The organism is Staphylococcus sp. EZ-P03, from assembly GCF_003344575.1.
Classification (GTDB): Bacteria; Bacillota; Bacilli; order Staphylococcales; family Staphylococcaceae; genus Staphylococcus; species Staphylococcus simulans_B.
Window position 1 is genome coordinate 62,183 of the sequence record NZ_QPMO01000016.1, and the last position, 17,005, is coordinate 79,187.

Annotated in this window: 21 protein-coding genes; 7 read left to right on the plus strand and 14 right to left on the minus strand. The window is 37.0% G+C overall.

Annotated elements, in window-relative coordinates; all coding sequences use genetic code 11:
• Positions 1 to 16: 16 nt before the first annotated feature.
• Together DVJ99_RS08860 and DVJ99_RS08865 are read right to left on the minus strand one after the other, a co-directional pair.
• Positions 17 to 391 carry a DUF5327 family protein gene (locus DVJ99_RS08860; RefSeq protein WP_114603948.1) on the minus strand — a complete coding sequence of 125 codons (375 nt, stop codon included), beginning with the start codon at positions 389 to 391 and terminating at the stop codon, positions 17 to 19.
• A complete protein-coding gene (locus DVJ99_RS08865; protein WP_105993408.1) occupies positions 388 to 1,050 on the minus strand; it encodes a uracil-DNA glycosylase in 663 nt (220 codons plus the stop codon). Before DVJ99_RS08865 ends, DVJ99_RS08860 begins: the two co-directional genes overlap by 4 nt.
• Positions 1,051 to 1,156: 106 nt before the next feature.
• On the opposite strand from DVJ99_RS08865, the gene thiD reads away from it, so the two are divergent.
• Complete coding sequence (thiD, locus tag DVJ99_RS08870; protein ID WP_105993407.1) at positions 1,157 to 1,987, plus strand: bifunctional hydroxymethylpyrimidine kinase/phosphomethylpyrimidine kinase; 831 nt, start codon at positions 1,157 to 1,159, stop codon at positions 1,985 to 1,987.
• A 624-nt stretch (positions 1,988 to 2,611) separates the two neighbouring features.
• Here the strand turns inward: thiD and folE2 are convergent.
• The 3 genes from folE2 to DVJ99_RS08885 are packed head-to-tail and all read right to left on the minus strand — an operon-like array spanning position 2,612 to position 4,544.
• Positions 2,612 to 3,490, minus strand: coding sequence for a GTP cyclohydrolase FolE2 (gene folE2 / locus DVJ99_RS08875; RefSeq protein WP_114603949.1), 879 nt, complete (start codon positions 3,488 to 3,490; stop codon positions 2,612 to 2,614).
• A gap of 16 nt (positions 3,491 to 3,506) precedes the next feature.
• Positions 3,507 to 4,172 carry a bacillithiol biosynthesis deacetylase BshB2 gene (bshB2, locus tag DVJ99_RS08880; protein ID WP_114603950.1) on the minus strand — a complete coding sequence of 222 codons (666 nt, stop codon included), beginning with the start codon at positions 4,170 to 4,172 and terminating at the stop codon, positions 3,507 to 3,509.
• Positions 4,173 to 4,184: 12 nt separating this feature from the next.
• A complete protein-coding gene (locus DVJ99_RS08885) occupies positions 4,185 to 4,544 on the minus strand; it encodes a YojF family protein (protein ID WP_162912164.1) in 360 nt (119 codons plus the stop codon).
• A gap of 336 nt (positions 4,545 to 4,880) precedes the next feature.
• Here DVJ99_RS08885 and nagB point away from each other — a divergent pair, with 336 nt between their 5' ends.
• The 3 genes from nagB to hxlB all read left to right on the plus strand — a co-directional run bounded on the left by nagB (position 4,881) and on the right by hxlB (position 6,882).
• Positions 4,881 to 5,609 carry a glucosamine-6-phosphate deaminase gene (nagB, locus tag DVJ99_RS08890; protein WP_114603951.1) on the plus strand — a complete coding sequence of 243 codons (729 nt, stop codon included), beginning with the start codon at positions 4,881 to 4,883 and terminating at the stop codon, positions 5,607 to 5,609.
• Between the two features lie 91 nt (positions 5,610 to 5,700).
• Positions 5,701 to 6,333 carry a 3-hexulose-6-phosphate synthase gene (hxlA, locus tag DVJ99_RS08895; protein ID WP_114603952.1) on the plus strand — a complete coding sequence of 211 codons (633 nt, stop codon included), beginning with the start codon at positions 5,701 to 5,703 and terminating at the stop codon, positions 6,331 to 6,333.
• A 3-nt stretch (positions 6,334 to 6,336) separates the two neighbouring features.
• Positions 6,337 to 6,882 carry a 6-phospho-3-hexuloisomerase gene (hxlB, locus tag DVJ99_RS08900; RefSeq protein ID WP_105993401.1) on the plus strand — a complete coding sequence of 182 codons (546 nt, stop codon included), beginning with the start codon at positions 6,337 to 6,339 and terminating at the stop codon, positions 6,880 to 6,882.
• A gap of 141 nt (positions 6,883 to 7,023) precedes the next feature.
• Here hxlB and DVJ99_RS08905 read toward each other — a convergent pair whose 3' ends face one another.
• A complete protein-coding gene (locus tag DVJ99_RS08905) occupies positions 7,024 to 8,229 on the minus strand; it encodes an MFS transporter (RefSeq protein WP_114603953.1) in 1,206 nt (401 codons plus the stop codon).
• A 180-nt stretch (positions 8,230 to 8,409) separates the two neighbouring features.
• On the opposite strand from DVJ99_RS08905, the gene DVJ99_RS08910 reads away from it, so the two are divergent.
• The gene (locus DVJ99_RS08910) at positions 8,410 to 9,249 is read left to right on the plus strand and encodes a LysR family transcriptional regulator (RefSeq protein ID WP_162912165.1); all 840 of its coding nucleotides are present in this window, start codon (positions 8,410 to 8,412) and stop codon (positions 9,247 to 9,249) included.
• Between the two features lie 139 nt (positions 9,250 to 9,388).
• Here DVJ99_RS08910 and DVJ99_RS08915 read toward each other — a convergent pair whose 3' ends face one another.
• From DVJ99_RS08915 to tadA, 3 genes are all read right to left on the minus strand, one after another.
• Positions 9,389 to 9,955, minus strand: coding sequence for an NADPH-dependent FMN reductase (locus DVJ99_RS08915; RefSeq protein ID WP_105993400.1), 567 nt, complete (start codon positions 9,953 to 9,955; stop codon positions 9,389 to 9,391).
• Between the two features lie 22 nt (positions 9,956 to 9,977).
• Positions 9,978 to 10,847, minus strand: coding sequence for a Cof-type HAD-IIB family hydrolase (locus DVJ99_RS08920; protein WP_114603955.1), 870 nt, complete (start codon positions 10,845 to 10,847; stop codon positions 9,978 to 9,980).
• Between the two features lie 273 nt (positions 10,848 to 11,120).
• Complete coding sequence (tadA, locus tag DVJ99_RS08925) at positions 11,121 to 11,609, minus strand: tRNA adenosine(34) deaminase TadA (protein WP_114603956.1); 489 nt, start codon at positions 11,607 to 11,609, stop codon at positions 11,121 to 11,123.
• Between the two features lie 64 nt (positions 11,610 to 11,673).
• Here tadA and DVJ99_RS08930 point away from each other — a divergent pair, with 64 nt between their 5' ends.
• Both DVJ99_RS08930 and DVJ99_RS08935 read left to right on the plus strand, forming a co-directional pair.
• On the plus strand, positions 11,674 to 12,291 hold the full coding sequence (locus DVJ99_RS08930; protein WP_114603957.1) for a deoxynucleoside kinase: 618 nt from the start codon (positions 11,674 to 11,676) through the stop codon (positions 12,289 to 12,291).
• Entirely contained in the window at positions 12,284 to 12,949 is a 666-nt protein-coding gene (locus DVJ99_RS08935) for a deoxynucleoside kinase (protein ID WP_114603958.1), read from the plus strand. Before DVJ99_RS08930 ends, DVJ99_RS08935 begins: the two co-directional genes overlap by 8 nt.
• 69 nt (positions 12,950 to 13,018) lie before the next feature.
• Here DVJ99_RS08935 and DVJ99_RS08940 read toward each other — a convergent pair whose 3' ends face one another.
• From DVJ99_RS08940 to DVJ99_RS08960, 5 genes are all read right to left on the minus strand, one after another.
• Positions 13,019 to 13,837: an HAD-IIB family hydrolase gene (locus DVJ99_RS08940; protein WP_240430829.1), complete on the minus strand. Its 819-nt coding sequence runs from the start codon at positions 13,835 to 13,837 to the stop codon at positions 13,019 to 13,021.
• Between the two features lie 22 nt (positions 13,838 to 13,859).
• The gene (locus DVJ99_RS08945; protein WP_114603960.1) at positions 13,860 to 14,270 is read right to left on the minus strand and encodes a hypothetical protein; all 411 of its coding nucleotides are present in this window, start codon (positions 14,268 to 14,270) and stop codon (positions 13,860 to 13,862) included.
• 31 nt (positions 14,271 to 14,301) lie between these two features.
• Positions 14,302 to 15,018 (minus strand): HAD family hydrolase, encoded by a 717-nt coding sequence (locus DVJ99_RS08950; protein WP_114603986.1) that lies wholly within the window; start codon positions 15,016 to 15,018, stop codon positions 14,302 to 14,304.
• A 137-nt stretch (positions 15,019 to 15,155) separates the two neighbouring features.
• A complete protein-coding gene (locus DVJ99_RS08955) occupies positions 15,156 to 15,542 on the minus strand; it encodes a YbaN family protein (protein ID WP_114603961.1) in 387 nt (128 codons plus the stop codon).
• A gap of 159 nt (positions 15,543 to 15,701) precedes the next feature.
• Positions 15,702 to 16,781, minus strand: a complete 1,080-nt coding sequence (locus DVJ99_RS08960; RefSeq protein ID WP_105993392.1) for a branched-chain amino acid aminotransferase — start codon at positions 16,779 to 16,781, stop codon at positions 15,702 to 15,704.
• Positions 16,782 to 17,005 lie beyond the last annotated feature (224 nt).

Below are 17,005 nucleotides of genomic sequence, written 5' to 3' on the forward strand. Positions count from 1 at the left end.
AATCGCTCCTTTATAGTTAAAAGTCAAATATAGAATCGCCATTGCCGAGTTGGTCATCAGTTACCATTTTATTAGAAGCACCTGGCGGTGTCGATGAATTCGGTGTTTCTGAATTAGAAGCAACCTTGCCGCCCATCGCTTTGATTTCCTCAGCAGACACACCGGATGTTGAAGGAGATTGTTTTTGCACTGAAGTATGCGCAGCAGGTTGCTGATACGGTGCTGATTGTTTCGCATACACTTTGCTTGTATCAGACGGTTCTGCATCTGTATAAAGCGAAGTCAATGTATGAATCGCATACATATGCTTATTAAATTCCGCTTCGCTGTGCGCTTCATCTGCCTGCACTAATTCACGTTCAATCAATGCGATTAATTTCTCTTTGTTCATCGCATTTCCCCCTCTCCGCACCAATTCACTGGTGTTTGATCATGTGCTTCTAAATAAGCATTCGCCCGTGAATACGGTTTAGAACCAAAGAAACCGCGGTACGCTGATAATGGGCTCGGATGCACAGACTTAATCACATCATGCTTGGTTGTATCAATCAGCTTTTCCTTTTGTTGTGCGGGTTTGCCCCATAAAATAAACACCACATGGTCTCTATGGTCAGAAACAGCTTTGATAATCTCATCTGTAAAGATTTCCCAGCCTATGCCGCGATGAGAATGTGCCTCGCCTTGACGCACAGTTAAAACAGTATTTAACAACAGCACACCTTCACGTGCCCAGTCCTGCAAATGAGATACTGTACGCTGACAACCGATATCATCAGCTAATTCTTGGTACATATTGCGCAATGAAGGCGGGAATTTAGCCCCAGGCTGTATCGAGAACGCCAAACCATGCGCTTGTTTTGGACCATGATAAGGATCTTGTCCCAATATCACGACTTTCACCTTTTCAAATGGTGTTAAATCAAAGGCTTGATAGATATTTTCTCTGTCTGGATAGACAGTTTGTGTCGTATATTCTTTCTCTAAAAAATCATGCATCGCTTTGAAATCATGACGGCTTGTTATGTCATGAAATACTTCAGACCACTCCATGGTATCACCTCAAACATATGATAACACAGGATATATCAAAAAGTTCAATCCTCCCTTGGAATCGTGTTATGATTAAAGAAACGAAAACGTTAGGGAGTGTAGTATTATGGCATTGAAAAAAGTATTAACAATTGCCGGTTCAGATACAAGTGCCGGTGCGGGAATGCAAGCAGATTTAAAAACATTCCAAGAATTAGACACTTACGGAATGGTCGCTTTAGCAGCGATTGTGACTATGGACAAAGAAACATGGTCGCATGATGTAACACCTATTCCATTTGATGTCTTCAACAAACAATTAGAAACAGCAATTTCTATCGGTCCAGATGCTGTTAAAACAGGGATGTTAGGTACTGAGGAAGTCATTAAACGTGCTGGCGAAGCATTTGAAGAATCAGGTGCAGACTACTTCGTTGTTGACCCTGTAATGGTATGTAAAGGCGAAGACGAAGTCTTAAACCCTGGCAACACAGATGCAATGATTAAATATTTATTGCCAAAAGCAACAGTAACAACACCTAACCTCTTTGAAGCAGGTCAATTATCAGGTTTAGGTACACTTAAATCTATCGAAGATATGAAAAAAGCCGCTAAAATCATTCATGAACAAGGTGCACAAAACGTTGTAATCAAAGGCGGAAAAGCTTTAGATCAAGATAAATCATATGATTTATACTACGATGGCGATAAATACTATCAACTTACAACAGACATGTTCCAACAAAGTTATAACCATGGTGCTGGCTGTACTTTCGCAGCTGCGACAACAGCTAATTTAGCAAACGGCCAATCACCTAAAGATGCTGTGATTAACGCTAAAGCATTCGTTGCTTCAGCGATTAAAAACGGTTGGAAAATGAACGACTTTGTAGGTCCGGTTGACCACGGTGCCTATAACCGTATCGAAAAAATCGATGTAACCGTTGCTGAAGTATAAACAAACCTATAGCAATTCATGATACAGACAAGCTCGTTCTTTGAGCTTGTCTCTTTTTATACATAAGAGGAAAAGCACCGCAATTCAAAAAAATCAACGTTCACGCTCTCATCAATTAGTCCTAGAAAAAGTTGATACCGAAGCCCCATGTATCATTCCAAAAAATTTAATACAATAATCAATGTAGAGGAAGCAAAATGTAATGTGTGAATCCTAAATCAATCCTAAATGTAAATTCTATAAATAATCGTTACACCTTTCTACCCACCTAAAAGGCTGAGTGCTTCCTCTACACCGACATAGACAATGCAAAAATCGCATTTAACCTCCTAAATAAAAGGTAATCATATCCTAACAATAAAATTGCGATAGCATTAACAGTTAATCTAATCATTGAATTAAAAAAGCCGATAAGCAACACCCTTCCCCTGACACTGCTTATCGGCTCACCCTAAAAATAAGAGCACTGCTAAACAAGTGAGACCGTCCCTTCTCTCTTGTTGCCTGCCGTCCCAACAGGTTATATGCAGTGCTCTTTTTTTATTGAAAGACATAAAAAGCCGCCAGCATGATTCGGCAAAGTACCGAATCACGCAAGGCGGCTTATTGTTGATTGCCTATTTATTATTTTCTGTGTTTTAATTTCGCAAATGCATCGTGTTGGTGAATAGATTCTTCATTGCGGCATTCAATATCGAAGCCTTCTAACCAATCTAATTCTACTAAGTCCGCTGCGATCAAACGAATTAAATCTTCCACAAAACGCGGGTTTTCATAAGCGCGTTCTGTGACGCGTTTTTCGTCTGGACGTTTAAGGATAGGATATAAGATTGAGCTTGCATTGGCTTCCATTGCATCTAAGATAACTTCTTTATGATCTGATGGTAATGTCGCCTCTGGATTAATATACGTTTTTACAGTGATCACACCGCGCTGATTGTGTGCAGAGTATTCACTGATTTCTTTTGAACAAGGACATAATGTTGTGACTGTTGCTTGAACTGTTAATTCTTGGCGTGTCACTTTATCCCCTTCAACTGCCATGCCGTAAGTTACATCAGCGTTGCCGACAGCTTTTAAGTTTGTTACTGGGCTGTAGCGGTTAAAGAACCATTTACCTGATACATCTACACCCGCAGAACTTTGCTTCATGTGTTTTTGAAGCGAGTCTAATACAGTGTGTAAGTTATCGAATGTTAATCTCACACCATTGTCATAGTGTCTTTCAACACTCTCTAAAATACGGCTCATATTAATGCCTTTTTCTTCTCTTGTTAAACTTGTTGAGAATGCGAATGTGCCTGCAGTTTGATATTCATCTATAATTACGGGATAGACTAAGTTTTTAATCCCGACTTCTTCAATTTCAAATAGGAAATCTTTGTGCGTGCTTTGCAAGTCTGTCATTTCTTCTTTTACTGTTGGTTTTGTACCTTTAATCGGATCAACAGAACCAAAGTGTTTCCAACGACCTTCACGTGTTGATAAATCAAATTCAGTCATCTGTGTGCGCCTCCACTCATGATTCAATATTATAAGTCCAATAAGTTTCTTGTTCTAAGAAACTTTTGGCTGTATCTGGAACTTGCGGTTCAGCAAGTTGCTGCAAGAAAGGTCCAGATTGTGATGCATGTGCTTTGAATGCATCTAATTTTACTTCTCTATAATCACTGATATCGTTCACAATATCAGGTTCCCCTAATTCATCAATTGCATCATTACTAAAAGCCACTAATTGTAAACGCGGACGCTGTGCCTTCGGCATACGTCCCACTGTTCTTACAACCGCTTCCGCTGTCGCTTCATGATCAGGATGTACAGCATAACCTGGATAGAATGAAATGATTACTGATGGATGCAGTTCATCGATTAAGCTTTCTACCATTCCATCAATCTTATCATAAGGTTCAAATTCTACCGTCTTGTCACGGTACCCCATCTTTCTTAAATCTTTGATACCTATTACTCTCGCTGCTTCTTCCAACTCGCGCTCTCTGACATCCGGCAAAGATTCGCGTGTCGCAAACGGCGGATTCCCTAAGTTGCGCGCCATTTGACCTAAAGTCAGGCAAGCATAAGTAACAGGTACACCGTTGTCTATATATCTGGCTAATGTTCCTGCTGATGAGAACGTCTCATCGTCAGGATGCGGAAAGATAACTAATACTTGTTGTTCCTCTGACATGATACGTCCTCCTTATATTTGAAACGGTACAGTACTGATTTCCAGCGCTGCCGCTAACTGTCCTTCATAATTAAATCCAGCAAGCAAGAATTCATTATTCTCATTCACTTCATAATGCGTTAAACCTTGTACATAAACCCATCCGTTATCTTGCAGTTTCAAACCTACTCTGAACGGGTCTTTACCGCCGCCTTTAAGCTTTGCATGTTCAAAGACAACTTTAATATTTCTTAAGAAAGTCCCAGCATTAAATACACGTTGATCAAAATGGTTCGCATATGCGCCATTAGTCGTCTCAACATGCAAGTATACCGGCTGGTCTACATAAGATGATAATAAAGATTGCACTTTCTCATATTCTATCGGCTCCAAGTCGCTCACTCCCTTACACAAAACAAATTCAATTGTTAACCCCATCTATACTGTGCCGTGTTTAATTTATCTATTATTCTGTATCACTTAATTGTACTAAATCAGCGTCAATAAATATAACCACTTGCTCATTCCATAAAAAACCATAGGAATTATCGGTTATTATTCAATATTTAGAAACAATATTTACATTATATAACTGTTCTAACACTTTCTAAAGAGGTTATTGAAACATTTCTATAAAATGAGGGGGATTTACTATCTGTTTGTATAGCACCCCGTTATAATGGACATGTATGTCTTCATAACAGATAAATAATAAGGAGGTCATTCATAATGAAAATTATTAATTTAGGCAATAGAGACGATGCTTCGTTTTATACAGCATGTGAATTATTCAATCAAATCAGCCGTCATCCTGACAGTAAGCTGGGCATGGCAACAGGCGGTACAATGGTTGATGTTTATTCCAACTTCGTCAACCTGCTGGAACGCAACCAATTAGATGTTTCAAATGTAGAAACATTCAACTTAGATGAGTATATTGGTTTATCAGCAGATCACCCTGAGAGTTACCATCATTATATGCATGAAGTTCTATTCGATCGCTATCCGCATTTCAAAGAAGAAAATGTACATTTACCGATTGGGGATGCAAAAGATTTAGAAGCTGAAACATCACGCTACGAACAACTCATTAAAGAACAAGGTCCTGTAGATATTCAAATCTTGGGTATTGGGGAAAACGGACATATCGGTTTTAATGAACCAGGAACAGCAAAAGACAGTGTGACACGTGTCGTAGATTTAACAGAAAGTACAATTCAAGCTAACAGCCGCTACTTCGACAACGAAGAAGATGTGCCGAAACAAGCGATTTCAATGGGACTTTCTACAATCTTGTCTGCAAAACGTATCATCTTATTAGCATTCGGAGAGAAAAAGAAAGATGCGATTACCAAACTTGCGAGCGGTATTCAAGATCCAGATGTACCGGCAACTGTATTATATGATCACCCGAATGTAGAAATATATGTAGATGATGCGGCAGCACCTGATAAGTAAACTTGCCTATTGTTTGTACATTATCAAACAGGGTATACAATTTAGGTAAAGCAAAAGTTACAACACTCACATTATGAAAGGATGAATCATTTTGGAACTACAATTAGCAATTGATTTATTAAATAAAGAAGACGCTGCAGAGTTAGCTAACAAAGTGAAAGATTATGTTGATATCGTAGAAATCGGTACACCTATCATTTATAACGAAGGTTTACCAGCTGTTCAATACATGGACGATAATATCGACGGTGTTAAAGTCCTTGCAGATATGAAAATCATGGATGCGGCAGACTACGAAGTCAGCCAAGCAGTGAAATTCGGCGCTGACGTTGTAACAATCTTAGGTGTTGCAGAAGATGCTTCTATCAAAGCAGCAATCGAAGAAGCACACAAAAATGACAAGCAATTATTAGTAGACATGATTGCTGTACAAGACATTGAAAAACGTGCAAAAGAATTAGACGAAATGGGTGCAGACTATATCGCAGTACACATCGGCTATGACTTGCAAGCACAAGGTAAATCACCATTAGATGATTTACACACTGTTAAATCAGTTATCAAAAATTCTAAAGTTGCAGTTGCTGGCGGTATCAAACCAGATACAATCAAAGACATCGTAGCTGAAGGACCAGACTTAGTCATTGTCGGCGGCGGCATCGCAAATGCTGACGATCCAGTAGAAGCTGCTAAAGCTTGCCGCGACGCAGTTGAAGGGAAATAAGTTATGGCAGAATTAAAATATCAACTTATTTTAGACGAGCTGAAAACAACATTAGCTAACGTAAAAGAAGAAGATGTTGAAAACTTTGAAAAAGCAATCAAAGACGCAAAAAACATCTTTGTCGCAGGCAAAGGCCGCTCTGGATTCGTTGCTAATGGCTTCACAATGCGTTTAAATCAACTTGAACAACCTGCTTTCATCATCGGCGGTATTACAACACCTTCAATTCATGAAGGCGACTTATTTATCGTTATTTCAGGTTCAGGCAGCACAGAACACTTACGCTTATTAGCTGAAAAAGCTAAAGGCGAAGGTGCACGTGTTGCATTAGTAACAACAAAACCTGACTCAAAAATCGGTGAACTTGCAGATACAACAATCGAGTTGCCAGCCGGCACTAAATACGATGCTGAAGGTTCAGCACAACCATTAGGCAGTCTTTTCGAACAATCTGCACAATTATTCTTAGATGCAGTTGTCTTAAACTTAATGGAAACATTCAACATTGATGAAACTGCAATGCAGCAAAATCATGCTAATTTAGAATAGAAAAACATAAAGCCTGTAAGTTTCAGAGTTCACCTCCAAAACTTACAGGCTTTTCTTTAATATCATTTATTCTAATACGTTTCTATATTTTAAATTTCAATTTAACCACTTACTATTAATCAGTCTTCTTATTAACTATTGCTATAGTATTTTTCGTACCTCATCCTTCTTTTTGTTAATTAAAACAATAGCTAGAAATGTTAATATACTTACTATTAACCATAAGCCGTTCCAATTAAAATAGTGAATAATCGTAGGTATAATGAATGGAATTATAAATGCTACAACAAACACTGTCGTACCTATCATTCCTAAAGCTCTACCAGCAAATTTAACTCCTGAAATCTCAGCAATATAGGTATATGCTATACTAGTCCAAGAGTTAGAAAGAATTCCTAAAATAAACAACAAAATTATTGATATCATCATATAACTCGTTGCAATGAAGCTTAATATTATACTTGTTATACCTATTCCGAGTGATAAATAAATTAGAAATGTAACCCGATTTTTGTATTTATCACTTAATCCACCAAGTATTATTCTCAAAATACCGCCTAAAATTTGTACCACCATCAATATATAAACTATAACTATCATTTTCACATCGTACACATCATGTAAATATACAGAAGAAAAAGTTAAAATAGCCATCTGGGAAACAGTCAATATCCCTCCAACAATTGCTACTTCCCATACATAGACTCTTTTATATGGAGATTTGACATCATTATCTTCAGAAACTTCAGATGTTTTGTTATGCTGCTTATTTTCCAATTTTTTCAACCAAATACACACACATATCGAAGATATAATACATAAAGATCCTTGCATAAAAAATGTATTTACAAAACCATATTTAGATATAAAGGTAGGGAATAAAAACGAACCAATAGCTGCTCCAATAGGAATTGCTGTTTGTCTTATACTCATAGCTAGTCCTCGTTGGCTATAAGTGAACCAAGACATAACAGCTCTACCAGAACTTGAGTTCACACTTCCTCCAAAAGTACCAGCTAAAATTAAAAGCAAACAGTAAATGTAATAATTAGGTATATTTCCGCTTATTTTCCCAATCATAAAGAAACAAATTGCTGATCCTAACAACCCTATTAGAAGAACAAGTTTATCACCTAAGTAATCAGTTAGAGCTCCCCATATTAATTCAGATAAAGCAACTCCTAATGCCATACACCCTAAAATAAATCCAACTTGCGATAATGTAAATCCATAAAACTCTCTATAAAATAGTCCAGAAACAGCTACACCAGCATATCCAATAGAGAATGTCATTTGTGCTAATACACCAATCAATAAAATAATCCATCTATAAAATTTTAAATCCATCTATAGTAACCTCTCCTAATAATTTTGTCAGTACTCCTCGCTCTATTCTTTGACTTCCTCCTAAAGTTCACGCGTGCAATACTTTATATTTTTATTATCCATTCTGTAATGCTAGTTGTATAATGAAAAAAAGACATGCTCATTATCAAAATAAGTAATACCACAGGAGAGATATGTAATATGGAAAGTTTAGAATTAAGGATTTTTAAAGAAGTTGCAATCACAAAATCTATTTCACAAGCTGCATTAAATTTAGGATATGTCCAATCTAATATCACTCATAAAATCAAAAAATTAGAAAAGGAAATAAATTGCCAATTACTTATAAGAAGTAATAAGGGAGTTGAGTTAACAGAGGAAGGTAGAAAATTGTTGTCTTATGCAATAAAAGTCACAGATATAATAGATTCTGCAAACAAAGAAATGTTTAACAAACGACATACAATTAAAGTCGGTGCATTTCAATCTTTAGCATCTAAATCTATTCCTTTATTCATCTCTTCATATACTAAAAAAGAACCTTTAGTGGATATTACAATATATTCAGCAAGCCAATCAGAAATGACTCAATTACTATATGATAATAAAATTGATTGTGCCTTTATTGATGATGAACAATTTTTAGAATCTCCTTTTTTGTCACACATATGTTTTAAAGATCATTTCGAAATTATATCAACTTATTCACAAACAGAAACACGCTCACCTAAATTAATTGTTTCAAGCAATAAAAATTGTCCCTACAGAAAAAAACTCATATCCTGGTATAGAAATGAGTTTTGTCAAGAGCCATCAATTATTGTGATTGACTCTCTTAATGGTATGTTAGAATCGGTTAAACTTGGTTTAGGTATTGCGTTAGTTCCTACTACATTTATACCTAAGATTGACTCGTTACATTATTGGGATTTTAAAGAACCTAAATATATTAATATTCATTTAATTACTAACAAATCAAATACTTCAAATATAACCCTGAATTTTATAAAGGAATTTAAGAATTTTATCACGACTAATTAAGTAAAAATGAAAACAACAACTGTACGAAAATCATATTTAAATGTATACTCATTTAAACAGCCCTGACTTAATGTTGATTAAGGTTTAACTACCTTGTCTCATGACATTAATCAGGGCTTTTGATTGCTTACTATTCTACTTATTTTAAATGTTCATATGGACGGCTTTCCGCAAATGACACAATTTGTTCTACAAATAAGCGTGAACGTAATTGGAACTCTTCGTCTTGTAAGAAGAATGTTCCGTCATCCAACTTCCCATAATCAGAGTCATGTGTCGCAATTTGCGTAGGTACTGCGATACCTAATAATGTACGTACAATCAAACGCAAGTGGGATAATGGTTCCGCACTTACAATACCGCCGCTGTTGCCTACTAAGCCGACCGGTTTCATTTTGAAATCATCCATAGTCAGATGATCCAAAGCATTTTTCAGTACACCTGAATAAGAACCGTGGTAGTTCGGTGTACCTAAAATAATAAAGTCCGCTTCTCTTGCCAATGTTTGTAAATCTTTCACATTCTCTTGATAGTCGCTTGGCGGATTACTTGTTCCTGAAACGTCCAATGTATGAATCGGACGATCTGCTAAGTCGAAAATCTCAACCTCTACCTCTTTTTCATTAAACTGTCCCTTTAAGAATCGTGCCAGTGCTTTAGTGTGTGATTCCACACGTGCACTCCCGACAATAATGACACCCTTCATGAAATTCGTCACCTCAACTAGATTATTTTGATTGTTCTTCTAACATTTTATTGATTGCTTTACCGACACCGCTGTTTTGGTTTGTGTCTGTCACATATTTCGCGTATTCCTTCACTTCTGGAATCGCATTTTCCATTGCGACCGGATAACCTGCGCGTGAAAGCATAGATACATCATTCATGTTATCGCCGATAGCCATGACATTTTCCATTTTAATGCCTAATTGGCTGGCGATTTCTTCTAACGCAATCCCTTTTTGCGCATACGCATTCGTAATCTCGATATTTCCGCGTGCAGAAGATGAAATTGCCAAGTTTGGATGTTCTGCTAATTCTTTGCTGACACGGTCTACTTTTTCGACATCGCCGTCGAATGCTAAAAGTTTCATCACAATTTCACCTGGTGTTTCCGCAATTTGGTCATAATTGCTGACAACTTTAAGTGTCCCTTGGTCAATACGATGCTGAATATGTTTTTTAATCTTTTCAACATCTGCTTTTTGACCGGCATGCTCAGCAATATCAATATAAATATCTAAATCCCTTTGCGGGTCTTCTGTATAAATACCAAAGTTCGTATACACTTGGTAATAAATATTTTCACGGTTCAGTACGTGTGTAATCTGTTCAATCATTTCATGATTCAAACTTGAAGTATGCATAATATCAAATGATTCATCACGTACTTCTGCACCATTCAAACAAATATAAGGGACTTTTAATCCTGTAGGTTCCACAGGCGCATTGGCTTCATAGAAAGCACGTCCTGTCGCTATTACTACCGTAATCCCTTGGTCTTGCGCTGCTTTAATCGCTTTAATATTTTCCTCTGAAATTTCATGTGCTGCATTTAATAATGTTCCGTCCATATCTGTCGCAATTAATTTAATCATGAATTAACCTCGTTTCTATTGTCTTTACCGCAGTGTCGTAAACTTAATATATTACAACGTAGTCTAACCTCATTCTATCAAATTTCATCCGGATACTTCTATCGTCTGTTCGGCCTATTTCTCAGATAAACCCTATCAAGTATTAAAATCGCCTTAAAACCGCCTTAAACTCACATATTTTTTACACTCTTTACAAAAAACAAAGACAAACTTCCTCACAAGAATTCGTCTGTCTTATTTGCTTATTTTAATTATATCCTGAAAGATGTTTGATCATTCTTCTGTTCTTTGTTGCTTTGCTGCTTTTTTCTTATCTCTTAATTGTTTAAAGAAGTCTTTTAAAATTTGTCCGCATTCTGCTTCTAATACACCGCTTACTACTTCAGCACGGTGGTTAAAACGATCTTCTTGCAGCAAGTCCATTAAGCTGCCGCTGCATCCGCCTTTCGGATCTGTTGCACCATATACCACTCTAGGTATCCGACTCATAACGATAGCGCCTGAACACATCACACAAGGTTCTAAAGTAACATAAAGCGTACACCCTTCTAAACGCCAGCTGCCTACCGCTTCTGCTGCTTTCTCTATTACTATATGTTCTGCATGTGCCGTCGGAAGTTGAATGGTTTCTCTTAAGTTATGTGCACGTGCTATAATTTCATCGTCTTTAACCATCACAGCACCAATCGGCACTTCCCCGATGGCTTGTGCTTTTTTTGCTTCATCTAATGCGATTTTCATATATTTTTCATCTAATGTCATAGGTTCAATCCCTTACCATGTGATACAATATCTATTGTCTATTTTAACACTTGGAGTGTTGTTTATGAATCAACCTTATATCGCTATTGAAGGACCTATAGGAGTAGGCAAATCCTCATTAGCACACTTATTAAGTCAATCTCTTAACTACCATGAAGCACAAGAAATTGTGGATGAGAACCCTTTCTTGTCCGATTTCTACGACGACATTTCAAAATGGAGTTTCCAAACAGAAATGTTCTTCTTGTGCAATCGCTATAAACAAGTTCAAGACCTCAAACATCATAACAAAGGTATTGTCGGCGATTATCATGTTTATAAGAATAAAATTTTTGCACGTCAAACTTTGACAGATACAGAGTACCATAAATTTGATCGTATCTTTGATATTTTAACTGAAGATTTGATGATGCCGGATATTGTTGTTTTTCTCGATGCTGATTTAGACGTGTTAAAACAGCGTATCGCAAAGCGCAATCGCAGTTTTGAAGCACAAATCGAAGACGATTATCTGTTGAACTTAAAAGATGCTTATTACCGTTTTTATCAAGATTTAAAACAACAAGGGAAACAAGTCATCCGCATCAATACAACAAATATCGATTTCGTTAATCGTCCAGACGATTACAACAATATATTAAACATTGTCCAATCAATGATAGGAGGCAACACGCATGAATAATTACGGTATCCCTCAAGATGCAGTGATTACTATCGCAGGTACCGTGGGCGTTGGTAAATCCAGCTTAACACGTGCTTTAGCTGAAAAATTAAATTTCCGCACTTCTTTTGAGAATGTGGATCATAATCCATACCTTGATAAGTTCTACGATAATTTTGAACGTTGGAGTTTCCATCTTCAAATCTATTTCTTGGCAGAACGTTTCAAAGAACAAAAACGTATGTTTGAATACGGCGGCGGTTTCATTCAAGACCGTTCCATTTATGAAGACGTTGATATCTTCGCGAAAATGCATGAAGAACAAGGCACAATGTCGCCAGAAGACTTCAAAACCTATTCAGAGTTGTTTGAAGCGATGGTCATGACGCCTTACTTCCCAAAACCTGACATTTTAATTTATCTTGAATGCGATTATGATGAAGTCATTGAACGTATTCGACAACGCGGACGCCAAATGGAAATCGATACAGATCCAGAATACTGGAAGAAACTCTTCCGTCGTTATGAAGCATGGATTTCAAGTTTCAATGCCTGCCCTGTCGTACGCGTGAACATCAACGAATACGATTTGCATGAAAGCCCAGATACCTTAGATCCGGTGCTGGATAAAATTGCGCATATCATTGATATCCACCGTAATGTAGATCCAAGAAAATAATGAGCAGCCAAAAAATCATGTATCTCTTCTCTTAGCTGAGTGAGATACATGATTTTCTTTTACTTTGAATCAATCTGTATTAATTCGTTTATCAAAGAAACGCTTAATTTCATCATTTAACCCTTTATAATAATCATAATGTGTGGCTGGGAATTTCTCTTTCATATCATCATCTGTGCTGTTATGCATCACAAACGGATGACCAATATGACTTAAATAAACCTCATCATTACCACTGTCACCGAAACCTAGTACTTCTTCTGAATCAAGGTCATACATATCTAACAGATAACGCACAGCAAATAACTTTCCAGCATTTTTCGGTGTAAAGTGTACATCATAGGCATCTTCAGGGTCGCCTGCTTTAGGATTCGTTTTATTATAATGCACGGCATAATCATAAGCTGCGGCTTTATCTTGTAAATCTTTTAAATACTGCGCATCTTGCGCTTCATCACCTTGTGCATAATAATAGTATTCATACAATGTTTCTTCATCTCTGAAGGCTCTTTGCGGATGAAGTTCAACGTGGTGTTCAGACTCAAAGTCGTTGATAATTTCATCGACTTTTTCTTTAGTGAATGTTGTTTCTGAAACAGCTTGGTCATAGTCTTTAGAACGATGGTACACACCTTTATCATCTCGCTCAAATAGTTTTGAACATAAATCAGAAAAGATAAAGTGCGGTTTATACTCCATTTCAACATGTTCCATTTTCTCCATGATGCTTTCAAAGATACTGCCGGATAACACCGCAGTAATCACTTGATGCTTGTCTTCAGCCAGTCGCAATGTCGATTCAAGTTCACGCAGTTTTGGAATATCTTCTTTCGTGGTTTGATGTTTATAATACGTTTCGTCAAAATCAAATAGAATTAATTGACGCATCATATCACCCCTCCAACATTAATTATATTTCTAATTCCTCGCGATAAATAACAGGTTCATATTCATCATCATTGACAGCTTTACTGAAATAGCCCTCATCCTTTTCTGTTAAACCAAAAGCTTCTGCTTTGTTTACATCGCTGGTCCCGATATAACTTTGACCTTGCATATCAAAATACAAATCAAATAAGGTACCGCCGTAGCGTGCTTCATGTTTAAGATCATATAGTGCTTCCACTTCATGGCGTGCTACATCTTTATAATAGAGTGTATGGCTTGAATGCTTAGTGGTCTTAGCTTCAAAGCCTAACGCACGTGCACCGGCATCTTCAGTCACTAAATGCAATGTTTTGCCGGAATCATTCAATACACGAAACACTTCTCCTTGATATTCTGCGTAGCGTCCATCTGCTACTGTGCCTGGATTGTTCATGTTAATCACCTCTTTTTATGCATCTGCGCTGTTATTCTTTATCTGATGATTGTCCTTTTAAGATATTCACCACTTCAGGGGCCGTTTCAACGACATAATCGGCCTGCTTAAATTCATGTGCTTGTCCTACACCGGTCAACACCGCTACAGAAAGGCCTAGATGGGCATTAACAGCCGTTTGGATGTCATTAGGGTTATCGCCCACAATTGCGATTTCTTCTGCTTTAAGCCCCTTCTCTTGGTCAAAGAGCGGGTTTAATACAGCAGGGTCAGGTTTCTCAGCCGCATTGGCTTCTGTAGATATAACTAAATCAAAGAAAGCTTCTGTATCGGTCGTCTCTATAAATTGATCTGTTCCTTTTTTAGTGTCGCTGGTAATAATACCGATGCGATAGCCTTGTGCTTTTAAAGTTTCTAATGCTTCTACCATACCCTCAATCCATTTGATTTCAGGTTCTCTGTGATCAATCAAATATTGACTGGTTTGACGCGTCCATTCACCTACATCTTCACCTGCCAGCGCATTGAAATTTTGAATAATTTCATCAAGTGAACCACATGCCATCGGTGTCCCTGGTTCAATTTGATTTGTCTCTTTATTCACACCTAATGTTTGATACACGTGTGCTTGATCTTCATCCGAAATAAAGCGCTCAACAAATTGGTCTACCATTTGAATACCAATTTTCATCCAGCTCATATCAAAATCGATTAATGTTCCGTCTTTATCAAATAAGATCCACTTAATTGCCAATGATTTCACTTCTTTCTTTAACCTTTTATCCCATTTTATCAGTTCGGCTGAAATGAAGGAAATTTAAAAAAGCCTTGTCTCCGAAAACTGGATACAAGACTTTGAATCATTCTATTTCAAACCGTTTCAGCTTAACGCTGTTTATCTTCTTTCGAATCTTCCGGCAAAGTTTTTACCAAAGTAAACAAGACAACTGTTTGAATCGTTACCATAATCAATAAGCCGATTCTCACTAAACTGTGTTCTATCATAAAAATTGAAAAAGCAATCACTATATACAAACTCATCAATATCTTAAATTTTTTCTTTAAAGTGAAGCCTCTATCTCTTTTAAAGCTCTCGACATATTCGCCGTAAATTTTTGTATTGACTAACCATCGATTAAATCTCTCTGAGCTTCTAGAGAAACAGACAGCTGCTAAAAGTAAAAAAGGTGTAGTCGGCAATAAAGGAACCACAATTCCGATAAAACCGACAATTGCAGCGATGAGTCCAATCGCAATCAAAATATATCTCATAAAAGCACCTCTGTCGATAATCATTTCCAATTATACAACAGGACGGACACTTGTAAATAAAAATACAATCAGAAACATACTTCTATCAAACCAAAACAAAAAAGAATAAGCCGAAAACCGCACTGTATTACGATTTCCGACTTATTCATCTACTTCCTATTAGTGTTTAGGGACCACAACTCTCCAGCCGTGTTTATCTTCTAATTTACCGCTTTGAATGCCAGTGTATTGGTCGTATAAGTGTTGCGTAATTTTACCTGTTTCGTTGTTATTAATAGTGATTTCACGGTCTTCATATTTTAAAGTACCTACAGGTGAAATAACTGCAGCTGTACCTGTACCGAAGACTTCGTCTAATTCGCCTCTGTCGTATGCTTCGAATAACTCATCTACAGAAACACGGCGTTCTTCAACTTTGTAACCTAATTCTTTTGCAAGTTCGATTACTGTTTTACGTGTAATACCAGGTAAGATACTGCCGTTTAATTTTGGTGTAACAAGTACGCCGTTTTCAACGAAGAAGATGTTCATGCTTCCGACTTCTTCGATGTATTTTTGTTCTACACCGTCTAACCATAATACTTGGTCGTAGCCTTCTTTGTTTGCGTTAGATTGTGCTAATAAACTTGCTGCGTAGTTACCAGCAACTTTAGCGAAACCAACACCGCCGCGTACGGCACGAACGTATTTGTCTTCAACATAGATACGTGTAGGTTTTAATGCATCTCCGCCATAGTAAGAACCTGATGGTGATAAGATGATTAATAATTTGTAGTGTGTTGCTGGATGTACACCTAAACCTGCTTCAGTCGCAAATACGAATGGACGAATGTATAATGATTGTCCTTCGCCTTCAGGTACCCAATCACGTTCAACATTAACAAGTTCTTTTAAGCCTTCTAATAATAATTCTTCATCGATTTGAGGCATTTCTAAACGTGCTAATGATTGGTTAATACGTTTGAAGTTTTGGTCTGGTCTGAATAAATCAACTTCTCCATTATGTTTATATGCTTTTAGACCTTCAAAGACAGCTTGGCCATAATGAAGTCCTTGTGCAGCTGGATCTAATTCGATCGGTGCATAAGGTGTAATCTTCAAATCATGCCAACCACCTTTATCTTCATCGTAGTCGTAACTTAACATATAGTCTGTGAAGTGTTGACCGAATCCTAAGTTGCTTGGATCTGGTTTTTGTTTAAGTTCTTCACGTTTCTCGAATTTAACATTTTCTGACATGATTTTTGCCTCCTAAAAATTTGCTTATAAATAAGATAATACTAAAAGTATAGCAATCAAACACCTTGTATTCAATGAGTTTTTAGAAAATTTCAAAAATATACCCCTAATCAAAATGATACATCAACAGTATTCCCTGTCATTTTCCCCCTATGTATCTGTTTCATTGATTGAAGATGCATGTCACTAAAATTGTTTACATCTCCATTATTGTACAGTAGATA